Annotated in this window: 20 protein-coding genes; 18 read left to right on the top strand and 2 right to left on the bottom strand. The window is 64.9% G+C overall.

The window, feature by feature from the left end:
* The first annotated feature begins 1 nt into the window (after position 1).
* From rpsG to ABIC21_RS00885, 4 genes are all read left to right on the top strand, one after another.
* Positions 2 to 472: a 30S ribosomal protein S7 gene (gene rpsG, locus ABIC21_RS00900; RefSeq protein ID WP_011692813.1), complete on the top strand. Its 471-nt coding sequence runs from the start codon at positions 2 to 4 to the stop codon at positions 470 to 472.
* Between the two features lie 69 nt (positions 473 to 541).
* Complete coding sequence (gene fusA, locus ABIC21_RS00895) at positions 542 to 2,656, top strand: elongation factor G (protein ID WP_354348549.1); 2,115 nt, start codon at positions 542 to 544, stop codon at positions 2,654 to 2,656.
* 259 nt (positions 2,657 to 2,915) lie between these two features.
* Positions 2,916 to 4,106 (top strand): elongation factor Tu, encoded by a 1,191-nt coding sequence (tuf, locus tag ABIC21_RS00890; protein WP_069949303.1) that lies wholly within the window; start codon positions 2,916 to 2,918, stop codon positions 4,104 to 4,106.
* Between the two features lie 238 nt (positions 4,107 to 4,344).
* The gene (locus ABIC21_RS00885) at positions 4,345 to 4,776 is read left to right on the top strand and encodes a nuclear transport factor 2 family protein (RefSeq protein WP_354348548.1); all 432 of its coding nucleotides are present in this window, start codon (positions 4,345 to 4,347) and stop codon (positions 4,774 to 4,776) included.
* Between the two features lie 99 nt (positions 4,777 to 4,875).
* On the opposite strand, the gene ABIC21_RS00880 is transcribed toward ABIC21_RS00885, so the two are convergent.
* A complete protein-coding gene (locus ABIC21_RS00880; protein ID WP_354348547.1) occupies positions 4,876 to 5,091 on the bottom strand; it encodes a hypothetical protein in 216 nt (71 codons plus the stop codon).
* 57 nt (positions 5,092 to 5,148) lie between these two features.
* Between ABIC21_RS00880 and ABIC21_RS00875 the strand changes: the two genes are divergently transcribed.
* The 3 genes from ABIC21_RS00875 to ABIC21_RS00865 all read left to right on the top strand — a co-directional run bounded on the left by ABIC21_RS00875 (position 5,149) and on the right by ABIC21_RS00865 (position 9,772).
* Positions 5,149 to 5,361, top strand: a complete 213-nt coding sequence (locus ABIC21_RS00875) for a hypothetical protein (RefSeq protein WP_354348546.1) — start codon at positions 5,149 to 5,151, stop codon at positions 5,359 to 5,361.
* 86 nt (positions 5,362 to 5,447) lie between these two features.
* Positions 5,448 to 9,599: a hypothetical protein gene (locus ABIC21_RS00870; protein ID WP_354348545.1), complete on the top strand. Its 4,152-nt coding sequence runs from the start codon at positions 5,448 to 5,450 to the stop codon at positions 9,597 to 9,599.
* A gap of 47 nt (positions 9,600 to 9,646) precedes the next feature.
* The gene (locus ABIC21_RS00865; RefSeq protein ID WP_282379773.1) at positions 9,647 to 9,772 is read left to right on the top strand and encodes a hypothetical protein; all 126 of its coding nucleotides are present in this window, start codon (positions 9,647 to 9,649) and stop codon (positions 9,770 to 9,772) included.
* Between the two features lie 5 nt (positions 9,773 to 9,777).
* Here the strand turns inward: ABIC21_RS00865 and ABIC21_RS00860 are convergent, their stop codons facing one another.
* Positions 9,778 to 11,205, bottom strand: a complete 1,428-nt coding sequence (locus ABIC21_RS00860; protein ID WP_354348544.1) for a GH1 family beta-glucosidase — start codon at positions 11,203 to 11,205, stop codon at positions 9,778 to 9,780.
* Positions 11,206 to 11,667: 462 nt separating this feature from the next.
* Between ABIC21_RS00860 and rpsJ the strand changes: the two genes are divergently transcribed.
* Genes rpsJ through rpsQ form a run of 11 tightly spaced genes read left to right on the top strand, consistent with a single transcriptional unit; the run spans position 11,668 to position 17,029 of the window.
* Entirely contained in the window at positions 11,668 to 11,976 is a 309-nt protein-coding gene (gene rpsJ / locus ABIC21_RS00855; RefSeq protein WP_024366135.1) for a 30S ribosomal protein S10, read from the top strand.
* 17 nt (positions 11,977 to 11,993) lie between these two features.
* Positions 11,994 to 12,644: a 50S ribosomal protein L3 gene (gene rplC / locus ABIC21_RS00850; RefSeq protein WP_024366134.1), complete on the top strand. Its 651-nt coding sequence runs from the start codon at positions 11,994 to 11,996 to the stop codon at positions 12,642 to 12,644.
* Between the two features lie 4 nt (positions 12,645 to 12,648).
* A complete protein-coding gene (gene rplD, locus ABIC21_RS00845) occupies positions 12,649 to 13,272 on the top strand; it encodes a 50S ribosomal protein L4 (protein ID WP_024366133.1) in 624 nt (207 codons plus the stop codon).
* On the top strand, positions 13,269 to 13,574 hold the full coding sequence (gene rplW, locus ABIC21_RS00840) for a 50S ribosomal protein L23 (RefSeq protein ID WP_024366132.1): 306 nt from the start codon (positions 13,269 to 13,271) through the stop codon (positions 13,572 to 13,574). Before rplD ends, rplW begins: the two co-directional genes overlap by 4 nt.
* Before the next feature lie 29 nt (positions 13,575 to 13,603).
* Positions 13,604 to 14,443 (top strand): 50S ribosomal protein L2, encoded by an 840-nt coding sequence (gene rplB / locus ABIC21_RS00835; protein ID WP_069949299.1) that lies wholly within the window; start codon positions 13,604 to 13,606, stop codon positions 14,441 to 14,443.
* 12 nt (positions 14,444 to 14,455) lie between these two features.
* On the top strand, positions 14,456 to 14,737 hold the full coding sequence (rpsS, locus tag ABIC21_RS00830) for a 30S ribosomal protein S19 (RefSeq protein ID WP_018773666.1): 282 nt from the start codon (positions 14,456 to 14,458) through the stop codon (positions 14,735 to 14,737).
* 38 nt (positions 14,738 to 14,775) lie between these two features.
* The gene (rplV, locus tag ABIC21_RS00825) at positions 14,776 to 15,141 is read left to right on the top strand and encodes a 50S ribosomal protein L22 (protein ID WP_354348543.1); all 366 of its coding nucleotides are present in this window, start codon (positions 14,776 to 14,778) and stop codon (positions 15,139 to 15,141) included.
* Entirely contained in the window at positions 15,142 to 15,975 is an 834-nt protein-coding gene (rpsC, locus tag ABIC21_RS00820) for a 30S ribosomal protein S3 (protein WP_354348542.1), read from the top strand.
* Positions 15,976 to 16,392 (top strand): 50S ribosomal protein L16, encoded by a 417-nt coding sequence (rplP, locus tag ABIC21_RS00815; protein WP_123257072.1) that lies wholly within the window; start codon positions 15,976 to 15,978, stop codon positions 16,390 to 16,392.
* 2 nt (positions 16,393 to 16,394) lie between these two features.
* Positions 16,395 to 16,724, top strand: coding sequence for a 50S ribosomal protein L29 (gene rpmC / locus ABIC21_RS00810; protein ID WP_307465567.1), 330 nt, complete (start codon positions 16,395 to 16,397; stop codon positions 16,722 to 16,724).
* Positions 16,721 to 17,029 (top strand): 30S ribosomal protein S17, encoded by a 309-nt coding sequence (gene rpsQ / locus ABIC21_RS00805; protein ID WP_035739337.1) that lies wholly within the window; start codon positions 16,721 to 16,723, stop codon positions 17,027 to 17,029. Before rpmC ends, rpsQ begins: the two co-directional genes overlap by 4 nt.
* Positions 17,030 to 17,167: the final 138 nt, after the last annotated feature.

Here is a 17,167-nt window from a genome sequence, read left to right as displayed (position 1 = left end):
TATGCCTCGCAAGGGTCCGGCCCCCAAGCGGCCGCTAGTTCTAGATCCCGTTTACGGCTCCCCGCTGGTCACCCAGCTGATCAACAAGGTGCTCGTTGACGGCAAGAAGTCCACCGCAGAGCGCATCGTTTACGGTGCACTCGAGGGTGCTCGTGCCAAGTCCGGCGGCGACCCGGTTGCAGCCCTCAAGAAGGCCATGGAGAACGTCAAGCCTTCACTCGAGGTCCGCTCCCGCCGCGTCGGTGGCGCCACCTACCAGGTTCCGGTTGAGGTCAAGCCGGGCCGCTCCACCGCACTCGCCCTGCGCTGGCTGGTTGGCTACTCCAAGGCCCGCCGCGAGAAGACCATGACCGAGCGCCTCCAGAACGAAATTCTGGATGCCTCCAACGGTCTCGGTGCCGCTGTGAAGCGTCGCGAAGACACCCACAAGATGGCCGAGTCCAACAAGGCCTTCGCACACTACCGCTGGTAATACTTCCCGGACGCCGCCGGCTCTACCGAGCCGGCGGCGAACGTGCAGTCCATCCGAAAGGGAGACACCGTGGCACAGGACGTGCTTACCGACCTTAGCAAGGTCCGCAATATCGGCATCATGGCCCACATCGATGCCGGCAAGACCACTACTACCGAGCGCATTCTGTTCTACACAGGTGTGAACCACAAGATCGGCGAAACGCACGACGGCGCTTCGACGACTGACTGGATGGAACAGGAAAAGGAACGCGGCATCACCATCACGTCTGCCGCCGTGACCTGCTTCTGGGAAAACAACCAGATCAACATCATCGACACCCCCGGCCACGTGGACTTCACGGTTGAGGTTGAGCGCTCCCTGCGCGTCCTCGACGGTGCAGTTGCCGTGTTCGACGGCAAGGAAGGCGTGGAGCCGCAGTCTGAGACTGTCTGGCGCCAGGCTGACAAGTACAACGTCCCGCGCATCTGCTTCGTCAACAAGATGGACAAGCTCGGCGCTGACTTCTACTTCACCGTCGACACCATCATCAGCCGCCTCGGTGCCAAGCCGCTCGTCATGCAGCTGCCGATCGGCGCCGAGAACGACTTCATCGGCGTCGTCGACCTGCTCTACATGCGCGCACTGGTCTGGCCCGGCGACTCCAAGGGTGACGTCACCATGGGTGCCAAGTACGAGATCCAGGAGATCCCGGCTGACCTCAAGGAAAAGGCCGAAGAGTACCGCGCAACGCTCGTTGAGACCGTTGCAGAGTCCTCCGAAGAGCTCATGGAGAAGTACCTCGAAGGTGAAGAAATCACCGAAGACGAGCTCAAGGCCGGCATCCGCAAGATGACGATCAACTCCGAGCTCTACCCGGTCTTCTGCGGCTCCGCGTTCAAGAACCGCGGCGTCCAGCCGATGCTTGACGCCGTCGTGGACTACCTGCCGAACCCGCTCGACGTCCCGCCGATGATCGGTCACGATCCCCGCGACGAAGAGAAGGAACTGACGCGCAAGCCGTCCTCCGAGGAGCCGTTCTCGGCTCTGGCGTTCAAGATTGCTACGCACCCGTTCTTCGGTCAGCTCACCTTCATCCGCGTGTACTCCGGTCACGTGGAAGCAGGCGCCCAGGTGGTCAACTCCACCAAGGGCAAGAAGGAGCGCATCGGCAAGCTGTTCCAGATGCACGCCAACAAGGAAATGCCCGTCGACGGCGCTACCGCTGGCCACATCTACGCAGCGATCGGTCTGAAGGACACCACCACGGGCGACACCCTGTGCGACTCCAGCAACCAGATCGTCCTCGAGTCCATGAGCTTCCCGGAGCCCGTGATCTCTGTTGCGATCGAGCCGAACACCAAGGGTGACCAGGAGAAGCTCTCCACGGCCATCCAGAAGCTCTCCGCTGAGGACCCGACCTTCCAGGTCTCCCTCAACGAAGACACCGGTCAGACCATCATCGCCGGCATGGGCGAGCTCCACCTGGACATCCTGGTGGACCGCATGCGCCGCGAATTCAAGGTCGAGGCCAACGTGGGCAAGCCACAGGTCGCGTACCGCGAAACCATCAAGCGTGCTGTAGAGCGTCACGACTACACGCACAAGAAGCAGACCGGTGGTTCGGGCCAGTTCGCAAAGATCCAGATCGCGATCGAGCCGCTGGACACGTCCGAGGGCGAGATGTACGAGTTCTCGAACAAGGTCACCGGTGGACGTATTCCGCGCGAATACATCCCGTCGGTTGACGCCGGTATCCAGGATGCACTGAACGACGGCGTCCTGGCCGGTTACCCGGTTGTCGGCATCAAGGCCACGCTGATTGACGGCGCATACCACGATGTTGACTCCTCGGAAATGGCGTTCAAGATCGCCGGCCGTATGGCTTTCAAGGAAGCCGCACGCAAGGCGAACCCCATCCTGCTCGAACCAATGATGGATGTCGAGGTCCGCACCCCTGAGGAATACATGGGTGAAGTTATCGGTGACCTCAACTCCCGCCGTGGCCAGATGCAGTCCATGGAAGATGCCCAGGGCGTCAAGGTCATCCGCGCACACGTCCCGCTGTCCGGCATGTTCGGCTACATCGGTGACCTGCGCTCGAAGACCCAGGGCCGCGCTGTGTACTCCATGACGTTCCACAGCTACGCCGAGGTCCCGAAGGCGTTTGCCGACGAGATCATCCAGAAGAACCGCGGCGAGTAGTCCCAAAGGCTCTCGCAGCAACAAACTCGGGTGCGTCTTCGTCAACGGAGATTCACCTGGTGCAGGTGGTCGGCTCCGGTCAGCCGCTTTCCGGTCAAGCCGGGACCGGCCATCTGCACCGACAGACTCGAGGGACTAGTATTAGTTCCTGAATCTGCAATTTCATCAATCCAAAGCCCCCCAAGTAGACTTACTGAAGTTTCGCCGCGACAAGCGCGGTCGAAGGGTAAGTCATTTGAAAACGTTCTAGGAGGAACCTGTGGCAAAGGCAAAGTTCGAGCGGACTAAGCCGCACGTCAACATCGGCACCATTGGTCACGTTGACCACGGTAAGACGACGCTGACGGCCGCGATTTCCAAGGTGCTGTACGACAAGTACCCGACTCTCAACGAGCAGCGCGACTTCGCGTCCATTGACTCTGCTCCCGAAGAGCGTCAGCGCGGCATTACCATCAACATCTCCCACGTTGAGTACCAGACCGAGAAGCGCCACTACGCACACGTAGACGCTCCGGGTCACGCTGACTACATCAAGAACATGATCACCGGCGCTGCACAGATGGACGGTGCAATCCTCGTGGTTGCCGCCACTGACGGCCCGATGGCTCAGACCCGCGAGCACGTCCTGCTCGCCCGCCAGGTTGGTGTCCCCTACCTGCTGGTTGCGCTGAACAAGTCGGACATGGTCGACGACGAAGAGCTCCTCGACCTCGTCGAAATGGAAGTTCGCGAGCTGCTTTCGGCTCAGGGCTTCGATGGCGATGAGGCTCCGGTCGTTCGCGTTTCCGGTCTGAAGGCTCTCGAAGGCGACCCGGTTTGGGTCAAGTCCGTCGAGGACCTCATGGAAGCTGTCGACAACTCCGTGCCGGACCCGGTTCGTGACCGCGACAAGCCCTTCCTGATGCCGATCGAAGATGTCTTCACGATCACCGGCCGTGGCACCGTTGTTACGGGCCGCGCCGAGCGTGGAACCCTCGCCATCAACTCCGAGGTCGAGATCGTCGGCATCCGCCCGGTCCAGAAGACCACGGTTACCGGTATCGAGATGTTCCACAAGCAGCTCGACGAAGCATGGGCCGGCGAGAACTGTGGCCTCCTGCTCCGCGGTCTGAAGCGCGACGATGTCGAGCGTGGCCAGGTTGTCGTCAAGCCGGGTTCCATCACCCCGCACACCGACTTCGAAGCTAACGTCTACATCCTCTCCAAGGACGAAGGCGGACGTCACAACCCGTTCTACTCCAACTACCGCCCGCAGTTCTACTTCCGCACCACGGACGTAACCGGCGTTATCACCCTGCCGGAAGGCACGGAAATGGTTATGCCCGGCGACAACACTGAGATGACCGTTGCGCTCATCCAGCCCATCGCCATGGAAGAGGGCCTCGGCTTCGCTATCCGCGAAGGCGGCCGCACCGTTGGTTCGGGACGCGTTACCAAGATCCTCAAGTAATACTTGTTGATCTGAGTTAGACCCCTGATCGGTTGGCCGTCTGACGGCCCCGTGAAGCAAAGAACAGCCCCGCTGCACTCGCAGCGGGGCTGTTCTTTTTTGCGTCCTGGCCCCGAAACCAAAGCCGTTGACACCCTTTCCCGCCCGGCGTGTACTTGAATCGGCGTCTGCATTAACAGAAGCCAAGCCACGGAGCGGCCTGACCTCTTCGTGGGGCCGCCAACAATGGAGGTCTAAAATGGGACAAGCACGCGATGCAATGGACCGCTTAACCGCAGCCGTGACGGCGAAGGACAAAGAGACACAGGCAGCGTGTTACTCAGCTGATGCGGTCGCCTTCACGCCTGAAGAAGGCAAACTCGTTGGGCCTGAAGCCATCAGCAACTACCTGTCACAGTTCGGGGTATCTTTCCCGGACATCACCTACGAGTACGCGGATAGGTACGAGGCCGGAAATGTGGCGATCGATGAAGGCTTTGTCGTCGGAACCAACACAGGACCGTTGATCATGCCGTCCGGCGAAAGCCTCCCTCCGACCGGAAAGAGCATCCGGGTCAGGAGCTGCGATGTCGCCCACGTCGAAAATGGCCTGATCACAGCCCACCACTTTTACTTTGACCAGATGGAGTTCCTCGGACAACTCGGGCTGCTTCCTGAATCCAAGCCCTGAACCCCAGGGCGGAGGTCCGCGGCCGCGTGAGGTGCACGCGACGTCAGGCAGAACGACGGTTTGTGCAGACGACTTCTGAAACTGACGCCGGGCGCAGGATCAAGGCCCCTTACTGCGCGGACGCGCGGTCATGGCCAGCGGGATGCCGTGGCAGCCCGTCCTCGACGGCGACGTCCTGCCGGTCGTGCCGATCGAGCGGATCGCTGCAGGGTCCGGCGGGCAGGTGGACGTGATCGTCGGCACGAACACCGACGACTGGCGGCTGTGGCTGGTCGCCAGCGGCGCGATCGCCGGCATCACCGACGAGATCCTCACAGGGCCGGTCCGCACCTACGGACACCAGGCTCTGGCTTCGACACCGCGACGACGGACGTGCCGCTGTTCGGGCCGATGCTCGGCCAGAACCCGCTGCAGGAGCTCGCGCGGACGATGCACGCCGCATGGGTGGCCTTTGCGGGCACCGGCGACCCGGGCTGGCTGCGGTATGAACTGGGGCGAAGGACCACGATGCGGTTCGACACGGTCTCCAAGGTCGTGGAGGATCCCCGGTCCTGGGAACGGGCCCTGTGGGCAGGCATCCGCTGAGCACACTCCGGTGCTATATTTCATCTAGTCATTGGAGTTAATGGGGGCTGGTCGGGTCCGTACAGCCGGAGTCACAAAGGATATCCATGTCGACCGCTGTCCATCCGCTGCTGGTAATTCTCCTCGTGGCCGCTGCCCTCCTGCTGGGCCTCCGCCGGGGGAGGGCGCGGGAACGCAGGCGTACAGCCGACGCGAACAGCCAGGCCTTCGCGGCCGGCTTCCGCGCGGGTCACCTGCAGGGCTGGCGGGACGGCCAGGCTGCCCCTGAGCCGGTCGCGGCGACCCCGCCGGCGCCGGCCGCGGCCCCGCCGCCGGCCGCGGCGCCACCGCCAGCCCAGCAAGCACCGCCGGTCCACACCGCCGGGGAGCTCCCTCACCAGCCACTTCCGCCCGTCCGGCCAGCAGCCCACCAACAGCCCTGGCCGCTGCCCATCCAGCGTTCCGCTCCGCCACCCCCGGCTTCGGGCCCGGCGGTTTCGCGGGCGGTTCCGCCGGAGTCCGCCGCGGACCGGGCTGCCCGCAAGGAGAGACGGGACCGGCAGAACATCAACATCACCCTGTATGTCGCCAGCCTGCTGCTGGTGGCGGCCGGGGCCCTGTTCGTTGGCACGTCCCTGCCGGAGGTCCTCCGCTTCGCCGGCGTTGTCGCCATTACGGCGCTGTTCTATGCCGGGGGACTCGTCCTGCACACGAGGGTACCGCGGCTCAGGCCCGCCGCCGTCGCGTTCGCCGGAACCGGCCTGGCACTGATCCCGGTGTCCGGACTGGCCCTGTACAACTTCCTCCTGCACGACGCCGCGGGCGCCTGGCTGGTTACGTCGTTCATCGGGACCGTTGCCTATGTTGCCGCCGCGGTCCGGATGGACAGCAGGGTTCTCGCTTACCTGTCCGTGACGTTCGTCGTGTCGACGGCGTGGTCCGGGGTTGCGGTTCTCGGCGGAGCGCTGGTCTGGTACTTCGCCGCCCTGATCGGCTTCGCGGTCCTGCTGGCCCTGCTGGCCCTGACGCGTCCGCGCTGGATGCCGTCCGTGTTCCTGAAACCGCTGTTGGACCTGCACCCCTTTGTGGTCCCCGCCGTCGCGGTGGCCGTGACCTGCGTGCCCCTGCTGCTCGGCAAGGGCGAGTACGCGCTCATCATGTTCCTGTGTGGCGCCTACTTCGCGCTCATGGCGGCGCTGCCGCGGGGCCGGTTCCGTGTCGCCCACTATTACGGCGGGCGGGTGAGCCTCACCGTGGCGGCCGCGGCCGGAACCTGGGCGGCCAGTGACAGCCTGCCGTGGGCGCTCCTGACCGCCGTCGCGCTGGCAGCCCTCCAGTCCGTGCTGCTGGCGTCCGGCCTGGCGGTGGTTCCGGCTACGCTGCTGGGGTCAGCCGGCCGCCGGCGAGCGGACGCCCTCGTCACCTTCGGTCTGCAACTGCTTCTGACCCTGCTGTGGGGAGCGGTGGCCCTGTTCCCAGCCGCCGTCGACCCAAGCTTTGACGTCCCGGTGTGGGTGGCGCTGCTGCTGGCCGTGCTCACCGGTATGGCCCTGGCCGTGGGCATGGGCGGGATGGCGGAAGGTGCCCCGGTGGCTGCCCTTGCGCTGACTGCGGGCTTCGGCGGCCGCGCCGGCGGCTGGACCGCGGCAGGTTTCCTGCTGCTGGTCGCGCTGTTCTGGGCCGTGCGCTCAGTGCCCGCGACGGAGCCCCTGCGCCGGCAGTTCGTACTCGCCGCCCGCATCGCGGCCACGCTGGCCGTTCCCGCGGCCGTCGCGGCGTGGACCGGCGGCGGCTACGACTCCGCCCCGGTGCTCTCCGCTCTTCTGCTGGCGCTCGTGGTGCAGCAGCTCGCCACAGCGGCCCTGGTCCGGGCGGGCGTGCCGTCGCCGGCCCCGGACGGGAGCCTGGCCGCGTTCTCCCTCGCGGCGCTTCCCGTCCTCGCCGCGCTGGCGTACGCGGACGGCACACCGGGGCGAACGCTCACCGGCGCCGCCGTCGTGCTCCAGCTCCTCACGTCCCTCGGCACCGGCCGGGCACTCTCCGGGGAAGCCGCTGAGGGGACGCCCTGGCGGTCCGGCGTCCGTGAACTGCTGCCCCTGGGTATGGCCGCGGCGCTGGCCGGCCTGGCGTTTGCCGCCGTCTCGCTCCAGAGCGGCAACATCTGCCTGGCCCTGACGGTGCTCTACCTCGCGGCAGCGGCGCTGCGCCGTGGTGCACTGCAACAGCGGTGGGGCTACTGGTGGATGTCCCGGGGGGCCGGCACCGTCCTGGTCCTCACTGGCTTCCAGCAGTTGCGGCAGGAGACCGGTCCGCTGGTGATTGGCGGCGGGGAGCTCATGGGCGCTTCGCTGGCGGTGCTGGTGCTGGGACTGCAGCTGGCCTTCCCGCTGCGGGCCGAGGTTCGGGGCAGGGCTCCCGACGGCGTGGTCGCCGACGCCGCCGCGGTGCTGGCGCTGCAGGCCGTCGCCCTGGCTGTCCTCACGGCGTCCGGCCTTCAGCACGAGTCACCCGGAGGCTGGCAGCTGACCGCTGCCGTCGTCGTGATGGCCCTCAGCGCAGCGGCGGCGGGGTTCATGCTCCGCGCCCGACCGCGGGCGGCAGTGTTTGCGCAGGCGGCGCTGGCGGTGCTCCTGCTGGCCCGTGCGGGCACCGCGCTCGACGTCGGGCCGGTCCTGGGCATCTTTGCCGCCTTCAGCGCCGTGATGGCGGCCGCCGCCACCTCGCGCACGGCCAAAGGCGCATACTTCGCATCCGCCCGCGTGCTTACCCTCGCCCTGGCGCTCGTCCTCAGCTACGACGCGACGGTCTCGGCCACCGCCGTCTCCGTGACGTTCGGGCTGGTCCTTGCCGCCCAGCACGTGATCCGCTGGCTCATGCGGCACCGCTTGACGGAAATCCCGTTCCAGCAGGCGGCGGTGTGGATCACCCTCGCGGCCCAGACAGTCCTACCGCTCGGCTATCTGGCGGCGGCGCCCGACGACGGCGGCCGCTGGGTCATCCTGCTGCACGCGGCCCTGCTGCTGCTCTCCGCAGCGGTGGCCAGCCGGGTGCTTGCGGCCCGCGGGGCGGCCTACCTGACGGTCTATGCTGCCGTGTTCGGCACTGTGGCGCTGGGGCCGCTCGTGCAGTTCGGCTCCCGCTCGTCTGCCGGCGGCGTGCTTGACCAGCCGGTCCTTGGCCACAACGGCGTCGTGGCGGCGCTGCTCGTGCTCTCGCTGGCCGCCACCGCCGCCGGCCTGCTGTTCCGGCGCAACGCAGCGGCCGACGTCGAACGCTGGCTGTGGCTGGCAGCGTCCGGCGCTTTCGTGGTGACCGCCCTGTTGCTGGCGCGGCCCGCCGCTGATTGGCTGACCGGGGCATCCGTCCTGGTGCTGGCCGTGGTCTGTTTCGCGGCGTCCCACCTGGAACGGTGGCCGATGCTCTACGTGCCCGCCGTCGGCGCGGTGCTGTCCGGCGCCACGCTGGCGGTGGCCGGGCTGCTGGAAGCCGTGCCGGGAGCCGGGGGCAGCTACCTGCCGTGGCTGGCGGGCTGCGCCCCGGCTGCGGCGGCGCTGTATGCCGTCCGCTGCGTGCGCCGCGACGCGCTGGCCGGCGATCCGGTCCGCCGCCGCGCTCTTGTGTCGGCAGCGATCCTGGGTCTTGGCCTCGCCGCCGCAGCCGGGCTGCGGTGGGACCAGACAGCGTGGGCCGGGGCCGCGCTCGTGGCCGCCACCGCCGCGGTGTGCTGCGCCGAAGTGCCGGAGAAAGCCCGCAGGGCCGGTGTGGAACTGGGGCTGTTCGCGACGGCGGCGGCAGTGCAGCGCGCGGTGCTCTTCACCGGGCTCGAGTCAGGCCCCGGGTGGCCCGATGTGTTCTGGACGCTGCAGTGGTATGTGGTTCTCGCCGGCATGCTGGGAGCCCTTCGCCTGGTGTCCGGGCACGGCAGGGCGGGCCGGATGCTGTTGTCCGGCGGCGCCGGGCTGTTGACGCTGTCCGGGCTGGGGATCATCGTTGGCGGTGATGTGGGGCAGCAGTTGTGGGTCCTGGCGCTGATGGCCGTCCTGCTCATGGCAGGGCTGGGCTTCGGCGAACGGTTGTTTGTCTGGTGGGGTGCGGCGGGCGTGGCGCTGTGCATCATGTGGGCGATGCGCCAGTACACCGTCGCGCTGCTCGCCCTCGTTGCCGCGGCCCTCATTGCGCTGGCGGTGTGGAGGCTGAACCGCAGCACGCCTGTGGCTGACGAGCCGGCCCCGTGGCGTGAACCGGCGGACCGTAGTTGACGGGGGCCGGGCGCTGATATCGTTGCTCCCAACGAAGGGAGCTCACAATGGGCTGGTTGATTTTCCTGTTGGTGGCCGTTGCCGTCGTCGCCGCTGTCTTTTGGGCCAAGAAGCATTTCCGCGACGAGATCGAGCGGGCCAAGCGCATTAACCGGGCCAACCGGGACAAGTAGCCGGCTCAGCCCTTGCGTGCCTGACTGAGTGCCTGGTACCAGTAGTACGACTCCTTGGGCGTGCGTTCCTGGGTGTCGAAATCGACGTGGACCAGCCCGAAGCGCTGCGAGTACCCGGCCGCCCACTCGAAGTTGTCCATCAGGGTCCAGACGTAATAGCCCAGCAGTTCTACGTCCTCGGCGATGCCCCCGGGCGCGGTGGCGTCCACGGCATGCCCCAGGTGCGATGCGATGTAGCTGATCCGCTCCGTATCCGCGATGGGGCCGGACACGTGCTCGGGCTCGGGGAAGCTGGCCCCGCTTTCCGTGATGTACAGCGGGGGCAGCGCCGCGGCGTACCTGTCCTTCAGCTCGCGGAGCAGCGGGCCCAGATGGTCCGGGGCCACCGGCCAGCCGAACCCCGTGGTCGCGTATTCCGGGAACGCCGCCATGTGGAACGGCATCTTCAGCATCGCGTCCGCGGTGCCCGCCGGGCTCTCGCCCGCGCCGCGTCCGGTCGCGACCTTCACGGGGTAGTAGTAGTTCAGCCCGTAGAAGTCGAGGGGCTGGTGGATGGTGCGCAGGTCGGCGTCGGAGATCTTCCCGAGCGAACGGAACCAGGGCTTGGCGATCAGCGGCACTGTCGGGTAGCGGCCCAGGAGGATCGGATCCGCATAGACCCGGTTCAGGACCAGGTCGAAGATGGTGGCCAGGAACCGGTCCGTCACCGACCGGGACGCGGGCCGCACCGGGGAATGCAGGTTCGTGACGCCGACAGCGCCGGTGACCCCCTCCGCGCGCAGTGCCTGCACGGCGAGGCCGTGCGCCAGGAGCTGGTGGTGGACGGCGGGCAGGGCGTCGAACAGCAGGCCGTGGCCCGGGGCATGGAGTCCCAGGGCATAGCCGTTGAGGGTGACCGACACCGGTTCGTTGAGCGTTACCCACTGCGCGACGCGGTCGCCGAAGCGGCGGCCGGCCGCAGCACTGTACTCGGCGAAGCGTTCAGCGGTCGACCGGTGCAGCCAGCCGCCGCGGTGTTCCAGCGGCAGCGGGGTATCCCAGTGGTACAGGGTGGCCATGGGGGAGATGCCGGCATCCAGCAACTGGTCGATGAGCCGGTCGTAGAAGTCGAGTCCCGCGCTGTTAAACGGACCGGTGCCGTCCGGCTGGATCCGCGGCCAGGAGAGGGAGAACCGGTAGGAGTCGATGCCGAGCGTGCGCATCAGCTCGACGTCTTCGGCGGTGCGGTTGTAGTGGTCGCAGGCAACGGCGGGGGAGTGGCCGTCCTGGATGGTGCCCGGCTTCTCGGCAAAGGCGTCCCAGCCGGAGGGCCCGCGGCCGCCGGCCGCGAGCGAGCCTTCAATCTGGAATGCGGCCGAGGCAACTCCCAGCTGAAAATCCGGGCCCAGGCGCGCCGCAAGGGCCTGAACTGCTACGGAATCCTGCACAGTCATGCACTCATCATCCCCACGGCGCCTGCTGAAGGCAATGAGCTTCAGGCCCGGTCCCGCCGTCGGCCGTCCCGAAGCGGCCATCAGTCCCACGCCCGGACTGCCGTCTGCGCCGCCCCGCCCGGCCGTCGATTCGCTTCTGCCCGGCAATTCCGGCATACTAGATGAGTTGTTCAAGCGCTCTTTCGCGTCCCGATCCGGATAATGCCGGGTGTCAGGGTCCAAGTAGGAGACCAAACATAACCCACGCCCCCAGGAATTGCGGACGAGTACGCGTGAAAAGCGCGACACGCCCGACCGCGGGGGTCGGTTACGCCGGCAGGTTGAGGAACCCGGATTTATCCGGATTCAGCTTGTGCGGCGGGTGGTAGTTACGACTTCAATTGCTTCGGCAGCCACATGCAACACGCAAGTAAACAGAGCAGCCCTCACTGGAGCAGCACTAACGAAAGAGAGTCAGGCGACATGGCGGGACAAAAAATCCGCATCCGGCTGAAGTCATACGACCACGAGGTCATTGACTCTTCAGCACGGAAGATCGTTGAGACGGTCACGCGCGCAGGCGCCACGGTAGTAGGCCCTGTGCCGCTGCCGACGGAGAAGAACATCTACTGCGTCATCCGCTCTCCGCACAAGTACAAGGACAGCCGTGAGCACTTCGAAATGCGTACTCACAAGCGTCTGATCGACATCATCGACCCCACGCCGAAGGCTGTTGATTCGCTTATGCGTCTCGACCTGCCGGCCGACGTGAACATCGAAATCAAGCTGTAGGGAGGTGCTGAGAAACTATGACCGCAACCCGTAACGTAAAGGGCCTGCTGGGCACGAAGCTCGGCATGACCCAGGTCTGGGACGAGAACAACAAGCTCATCCCCGTCACTGTGGTCCAGGCTGACTCGAACGTCATCACGCAGCTGCGCAATGCAGACACTGATGGCTATGTCGCCGTTCAGATCGGCTACGGCCAGATCGATCCCCGCAAGGTCACCAAGCCGCTGGCTGGTCACTTTGAAAAGGCAGGCGTCACGCCTCGCCGTCACGTCGTCGAACTGCGCACTGCAGATGCTGACTCTTACGAGCTGGGCCAGGAGCTCTCCGTTGAGCTCTTCGAAGCCGGCCAGAAGATCGACGTCGTTGGCACCACCAAGGGTAAGGGCTTCGCCGGTGTTATGAAGCGTCACGGCTTCCACGGCGTTGGAGCTTCCCACGGTGCCCACAAGAACCACCGTAAGCCCGGTTCAATCGGTGGCGCATCCACCCCGAGCCGCGTCTTCAAGGGCATGAAAATGGCCGGCCGCATGGGCGCCGTTCGTCACACCACGCTGAACCTCACGGTCCACGCGGTTGACGTCGAGAAGTCGCTGCTCCTGATCAAGGGCGCCGTCCCCGGCGCCCGCGGCCAGGTCGTACTCGTACGCACCGCCGTGAAGGGAGCCTAGTTCAATGACTAGCACTGTCAAGGTTGACCTGCCTGCAGAGATCTTCGACGTACAGACCAACGTGCCGCTGCTGCACCAGGTCGTCGTTGCCCAGCTCGCTGCTGCTCGCCAGGGTACCCACAAGACCAAGACCCGCGCCGAGGTTTCCGGTGCAGGTCGCAAGCCGTTCAAGCAGAAGGGCACCGGCCGCGCCCGTCAGGGTTCAATCCGTGCTCCTCACATGACCGGTGGTGGCGTTGTCCACGGCCCCACGCCGCGTGACTACAGCCAGCGCACCCCCAAGAAGATGATTGCTGCTGCCCTGCGCGGCGCTCTCTCTGACCGCGCCCGTAACGGCCGCATCCACGTCGTTGCTGAACTGGTACCCGGCACCAAGCCGTCCTCCAGCGCAGCACTGGCAACTCTGCGGGGTGTCTCCGAGCGCAAGAACCTGCTCGTCGTCATCGAGCGCGCCAACGATGTTGCTGCACTCTCCGTGCGCAACCTCACTGATGTTCACGTTCTGTACGCAGACCAGCTGAACACCTACGACGTTCTCGTCTCCGATGACGTTGTCTTCACCAAGGCTGCCTACGAAGCATTCGTTGCTTCCAAGGCAGTGGCAAAGAACGAGGAGGATGCCAAGTGAGTGCAGCCACCATCAAAGACCCGCGCGACGTCGTGCTTGCACCCGTCGTCTCGGAAAAGAGCTACGGCCTGATCGATGAGGGCAAGTACACCTTCCTGGTGGACCCCCGCTCGAACAAGACCGAGATCAAGCTGGCCGTGGAGAAAATCTTCTCCGTCAAGGTCGACTCGATCAACACCATCAACCGTGCCGGTAAGCGCAAGCGCACCAAATTCGGATGGGGTACCCGCAAGAACACCAAGCGTGCAATTGTGAGCCTCAAAGAAGGCACTATCGACATCTTCGGCGGTCCGCTCTCGTAGCGGAGACCACTTTAACGAGGAAATAAATTATGGGAATCCGTAAATATAAGCCGACTACCCCGGGCCGTCGCGGCTCGAGCGTAGCGGACTTCACTGAAATCACGCGGTCGACGCCGGAAAAGTCGTTGGTACGTCCCCTCCCGAAAAAGGGTGGCCGTAACAACACCGGTAAGATCACGACCCGTCACAAGGGTGGTGGCCACAAGCGCCAGTACCGTCTGATCGACTTCCGTCGCCACGACAAAGACGGCGTCAACGCCCGCGTTGCCGAAATCGAGTACGACCCGAACCGCACGGCTCGCATCGCACTCCTGCACTACATTGATGGCACCAAGCGTTACATCATTGCCCCGAACAAGCTGTCCCAGGGTGACACGGTAGAAGCAGGTGCCGACGCTGACATCAAGCCCGGCAACAACCTTCCGCTGCGCAACATCCCGGTCGGTACCGTAATCCACGCAGTCGAACTGCGTCCGGGTGGCGGCGCCAAGATGGGCCGCTCCGCCGGCGCATCGATCCAGCTCGTTGCTAAGGAAGGCCGTTTCGCCCAGCTGCGTCTGCCTTCCGGCGAAATCCGCAACGTTGACGTGCGCTGCCGCGCAACCGTCGGCGAGGTCGGCAACGCCGAGCAGTCGAACATCAACTGGGGTAAGGCCGGCCGTATGCGCTGGAAGGGCGTTCGCCCGACCGTCCGTGGTGTCGCCATGAACCCGGTTGACCACCCCCACGGTGGTGGCGAGGGTAAGACGTCCGGTGGACGTCACCCCGTCAACCCGAACGGTAAGCGCGAAGGCCGCACCCGCCGTCCCAACAAAGAGAGCGACAAGCTTATTGTTCGTCGCCGTCGTACTGGCAAGAACAAGCGATAGGAGCCTGGACACATGCCACGCAGCCTGAAAAAAGGTCCTTTCGTTGACCAGCACCTCTTTGTAAAGGTAGCCAGGGAAAACGAAAAGGGCACCAAGAACGTCATCAAGACCTGGTCCCGCCGTTCGATGATCGTCCCCGACATGCTCGGCCACACGATCGCCGTACACGACGGACGCAAGCACATCCCCGTGTTTGTCACTGAGTCGATGGTCGGGCACAAGCTCGGCGAATTCGCTCCCACGCGGACATTCCGCGGCCATGTCAAGGACGACCGTAAGGGCAAGCGCCGCTAGGCGCCTGCACTTACGTCAAAGACGAGAGAAGGAAAGCAATGGAAGCCAAGGCAATTGCGCGTCACATCCGCGTAACGCCTATGAAGGCCCGGCGCGTCGTCAACCTTGTTCGTGGTAAGCAAGCGAATGAGGCTCTGGCAATTCTGAAGTTTGCCCCCCAGGCAGCTTCGGAGCCGGTATTCAAGGTAGTTCAGTCGGCAATCTCCAACGCCCGGGTCCTCGCGGACCGCGACGGCGTGGCGTTTGACGAAAGTGACCTCATCATCAGCGAAATGTATGTTGATGAAGGCCCGACCATGAAGCGGTTTCAGCCGCGAGCCCAGGGTCGTGCATTTCAGATCAAGAAGCGCACGAGCCACATCACCGTGGTAGTTGCTACCCCGGAGAAAGAGGAGGCTCGCTAAGTGGGACAGAAAGTTAACCCGCACGGGTTCCGACTCGGCATCACCACCGATCACGTATCGCACTGGTTTGCTGACAGCACCAAGCCCGGCCAGCGGTACAAGGACTTCGTTCGCGAAGACATCCGTATCCGCCAGCTCATGTCCACGGGCATGGAGCGCGCCGGCATCGCCAAGGTTGAAATCGAGCGCACCCGCGACCGTGTCCGTGTGGATATCCACACGGCACGTCCGGGCATCGTTATCGGCCGCCGCGGCGCAGAAGCAGACCGCATCCGCGGCGAGCTCGAAAAGCTCACCGGCAAGCAGGTTCAGCTGAACATCCTCGAGGTCAAGAACCCCGAGATGGAAGCACAGCTTGTTGCCCAGGGCGTTGCTGAGCAGCTGACTTCCCGCGTGGCTTTCCGCCGTGCGATGAAGAAGGCCATGCAGTCCGCACAGCGTGCAGGTGCCAAGGGCATCCGTATCGCTTGCTCGGGTCGACTGGGCGGCGCAGAAATGTCCCGCTCGGAGTTCTACCGCGAAGGCCGTGTGCCCCTGCACACCCTCCGCGCGAACATCGACTACGGCTTCTACGAGGCCAAGACCACCTTCGGCCGCATCGGCGTGAAGGTCTGGATCTACAAGGGTGACGTCACCGCCAAGGAACTGGCTCAGCAGGCAGCTGCTGCTCCGTCCCGCGGCCGTGGTGCCAGCGACCGCCCGGGCCGCCCGGGTGGCGCTGACCGTGGTGACCGCCGTCGTCGTACCGACCGCCCGGCCGAGGCTGCACCCGCTGCTGCCGAAGCTCCGGCGGCTGAGGCAGCTGCACCGGCAGTAGAAGGAGGACAGGCTTAAATGCTTATCCCACGTCGAGTCAAGCACCGTAAGCAGCACCACCCGGGTCGTTCCGGCGCTGCTACGGGCGGCACCAAGGTCTCCTTCGGTGAATGGGGTATCCAGGCTCTGAGCCCGGCATACGTCACGAACCGTCAGATCGAGTCTGCCCGTATCGCGATGACCCGCCACATCAAGCGTGGCGGCAAGGTCTGGATCAACATCTACCCGGACCGTCCGCTGACGAAGAAGCCTGCCGAAACCCGCATGGGTTCCGGTAAGGGTTCTCCGGAATGGTGGGTCTCAAACGTCAAGCCGGGCCGGGTTCTCTTCGAGATCTCCGGCGTCGAGGAATCGGTTGCCCGCGAGGCACTGCGCCTGGCGATCCACAAGCTCCCGTTGAAGGCACGCATTCTGCGTCGCGAAGGTGGTGAATAGAAATGTCAGTAGGATCCAAGGAACTTGCATCCGCACAGCTGGACGGTTTCGACAACGAGCGACTCGTTGAGGAACTCCGTAAGGCCAAGGAAGAGCTGTTCAACCTGCGTTTCCAGTCCGCCACCGGCCAGCTGGAGAACCACGGTCGACTGCGCGCGGTAAAGAAGGACATCGCCCGCATCTACACCGTTCTCCGTGAGCGCGAGCTGGGCATTCGTGCCGAGGTTGCCGCACCGGTTGTGGAAGCCAAGGAAGAAAAGAAGTCCAAAAAGGCTGCAACCAAGAAGGCTGACAAGGCTGAAACGGTTGAGACCGAGGAGGACTCCAAGTGAGTGAAAAGGACGAGAACGTGACGGAAACTGTTTCCGGCGCAGCTACGGCTGACGAGCGCGGTTACCGTAAGACGAAGCGCGGCTATGTGGTCTCGGACAAGATGGAAAAGACCATCGTTGTCCAGGTCGAGGACCGTGTGAAGCACGCCCTCTATGGCAAGGTCCTTCGCCGCAACACGAAGATCAAGGCTCACGACGAAGAGAACAGCGCCGGCATCGGCGACCTCGTTCTCCTCGCCGAGACCCGCCCGCTCTCCGCTACCAAGCGGTGGCGTCTGGTGGAGATCCTCGAGAAGGCCAAGTAACACCTGCAGCCTGGCTGTCAGGGAAACCCCCGTTCCCTTCTGGGAGCGGGGGTTTCTCCGTTGCCCGGGGGAGTGCGGCGGCCGGCGGGCCGAACGCCTGCCGTGCGTGACGGCGTCGTCTGTGGTATTGGCTGATTC

The organism is Pseudarthrobacter sp. PvP090 (assembly GCF_040547365.1).
Classification (GTDB): Bacteria; Actinomycetota; Actinomycetes; order Actinomycetales; family Micrococcaceae; genus Arthrobacter.
This window is presented reverse-complemented; position numbering and strand designations above follow the sequence as displayed.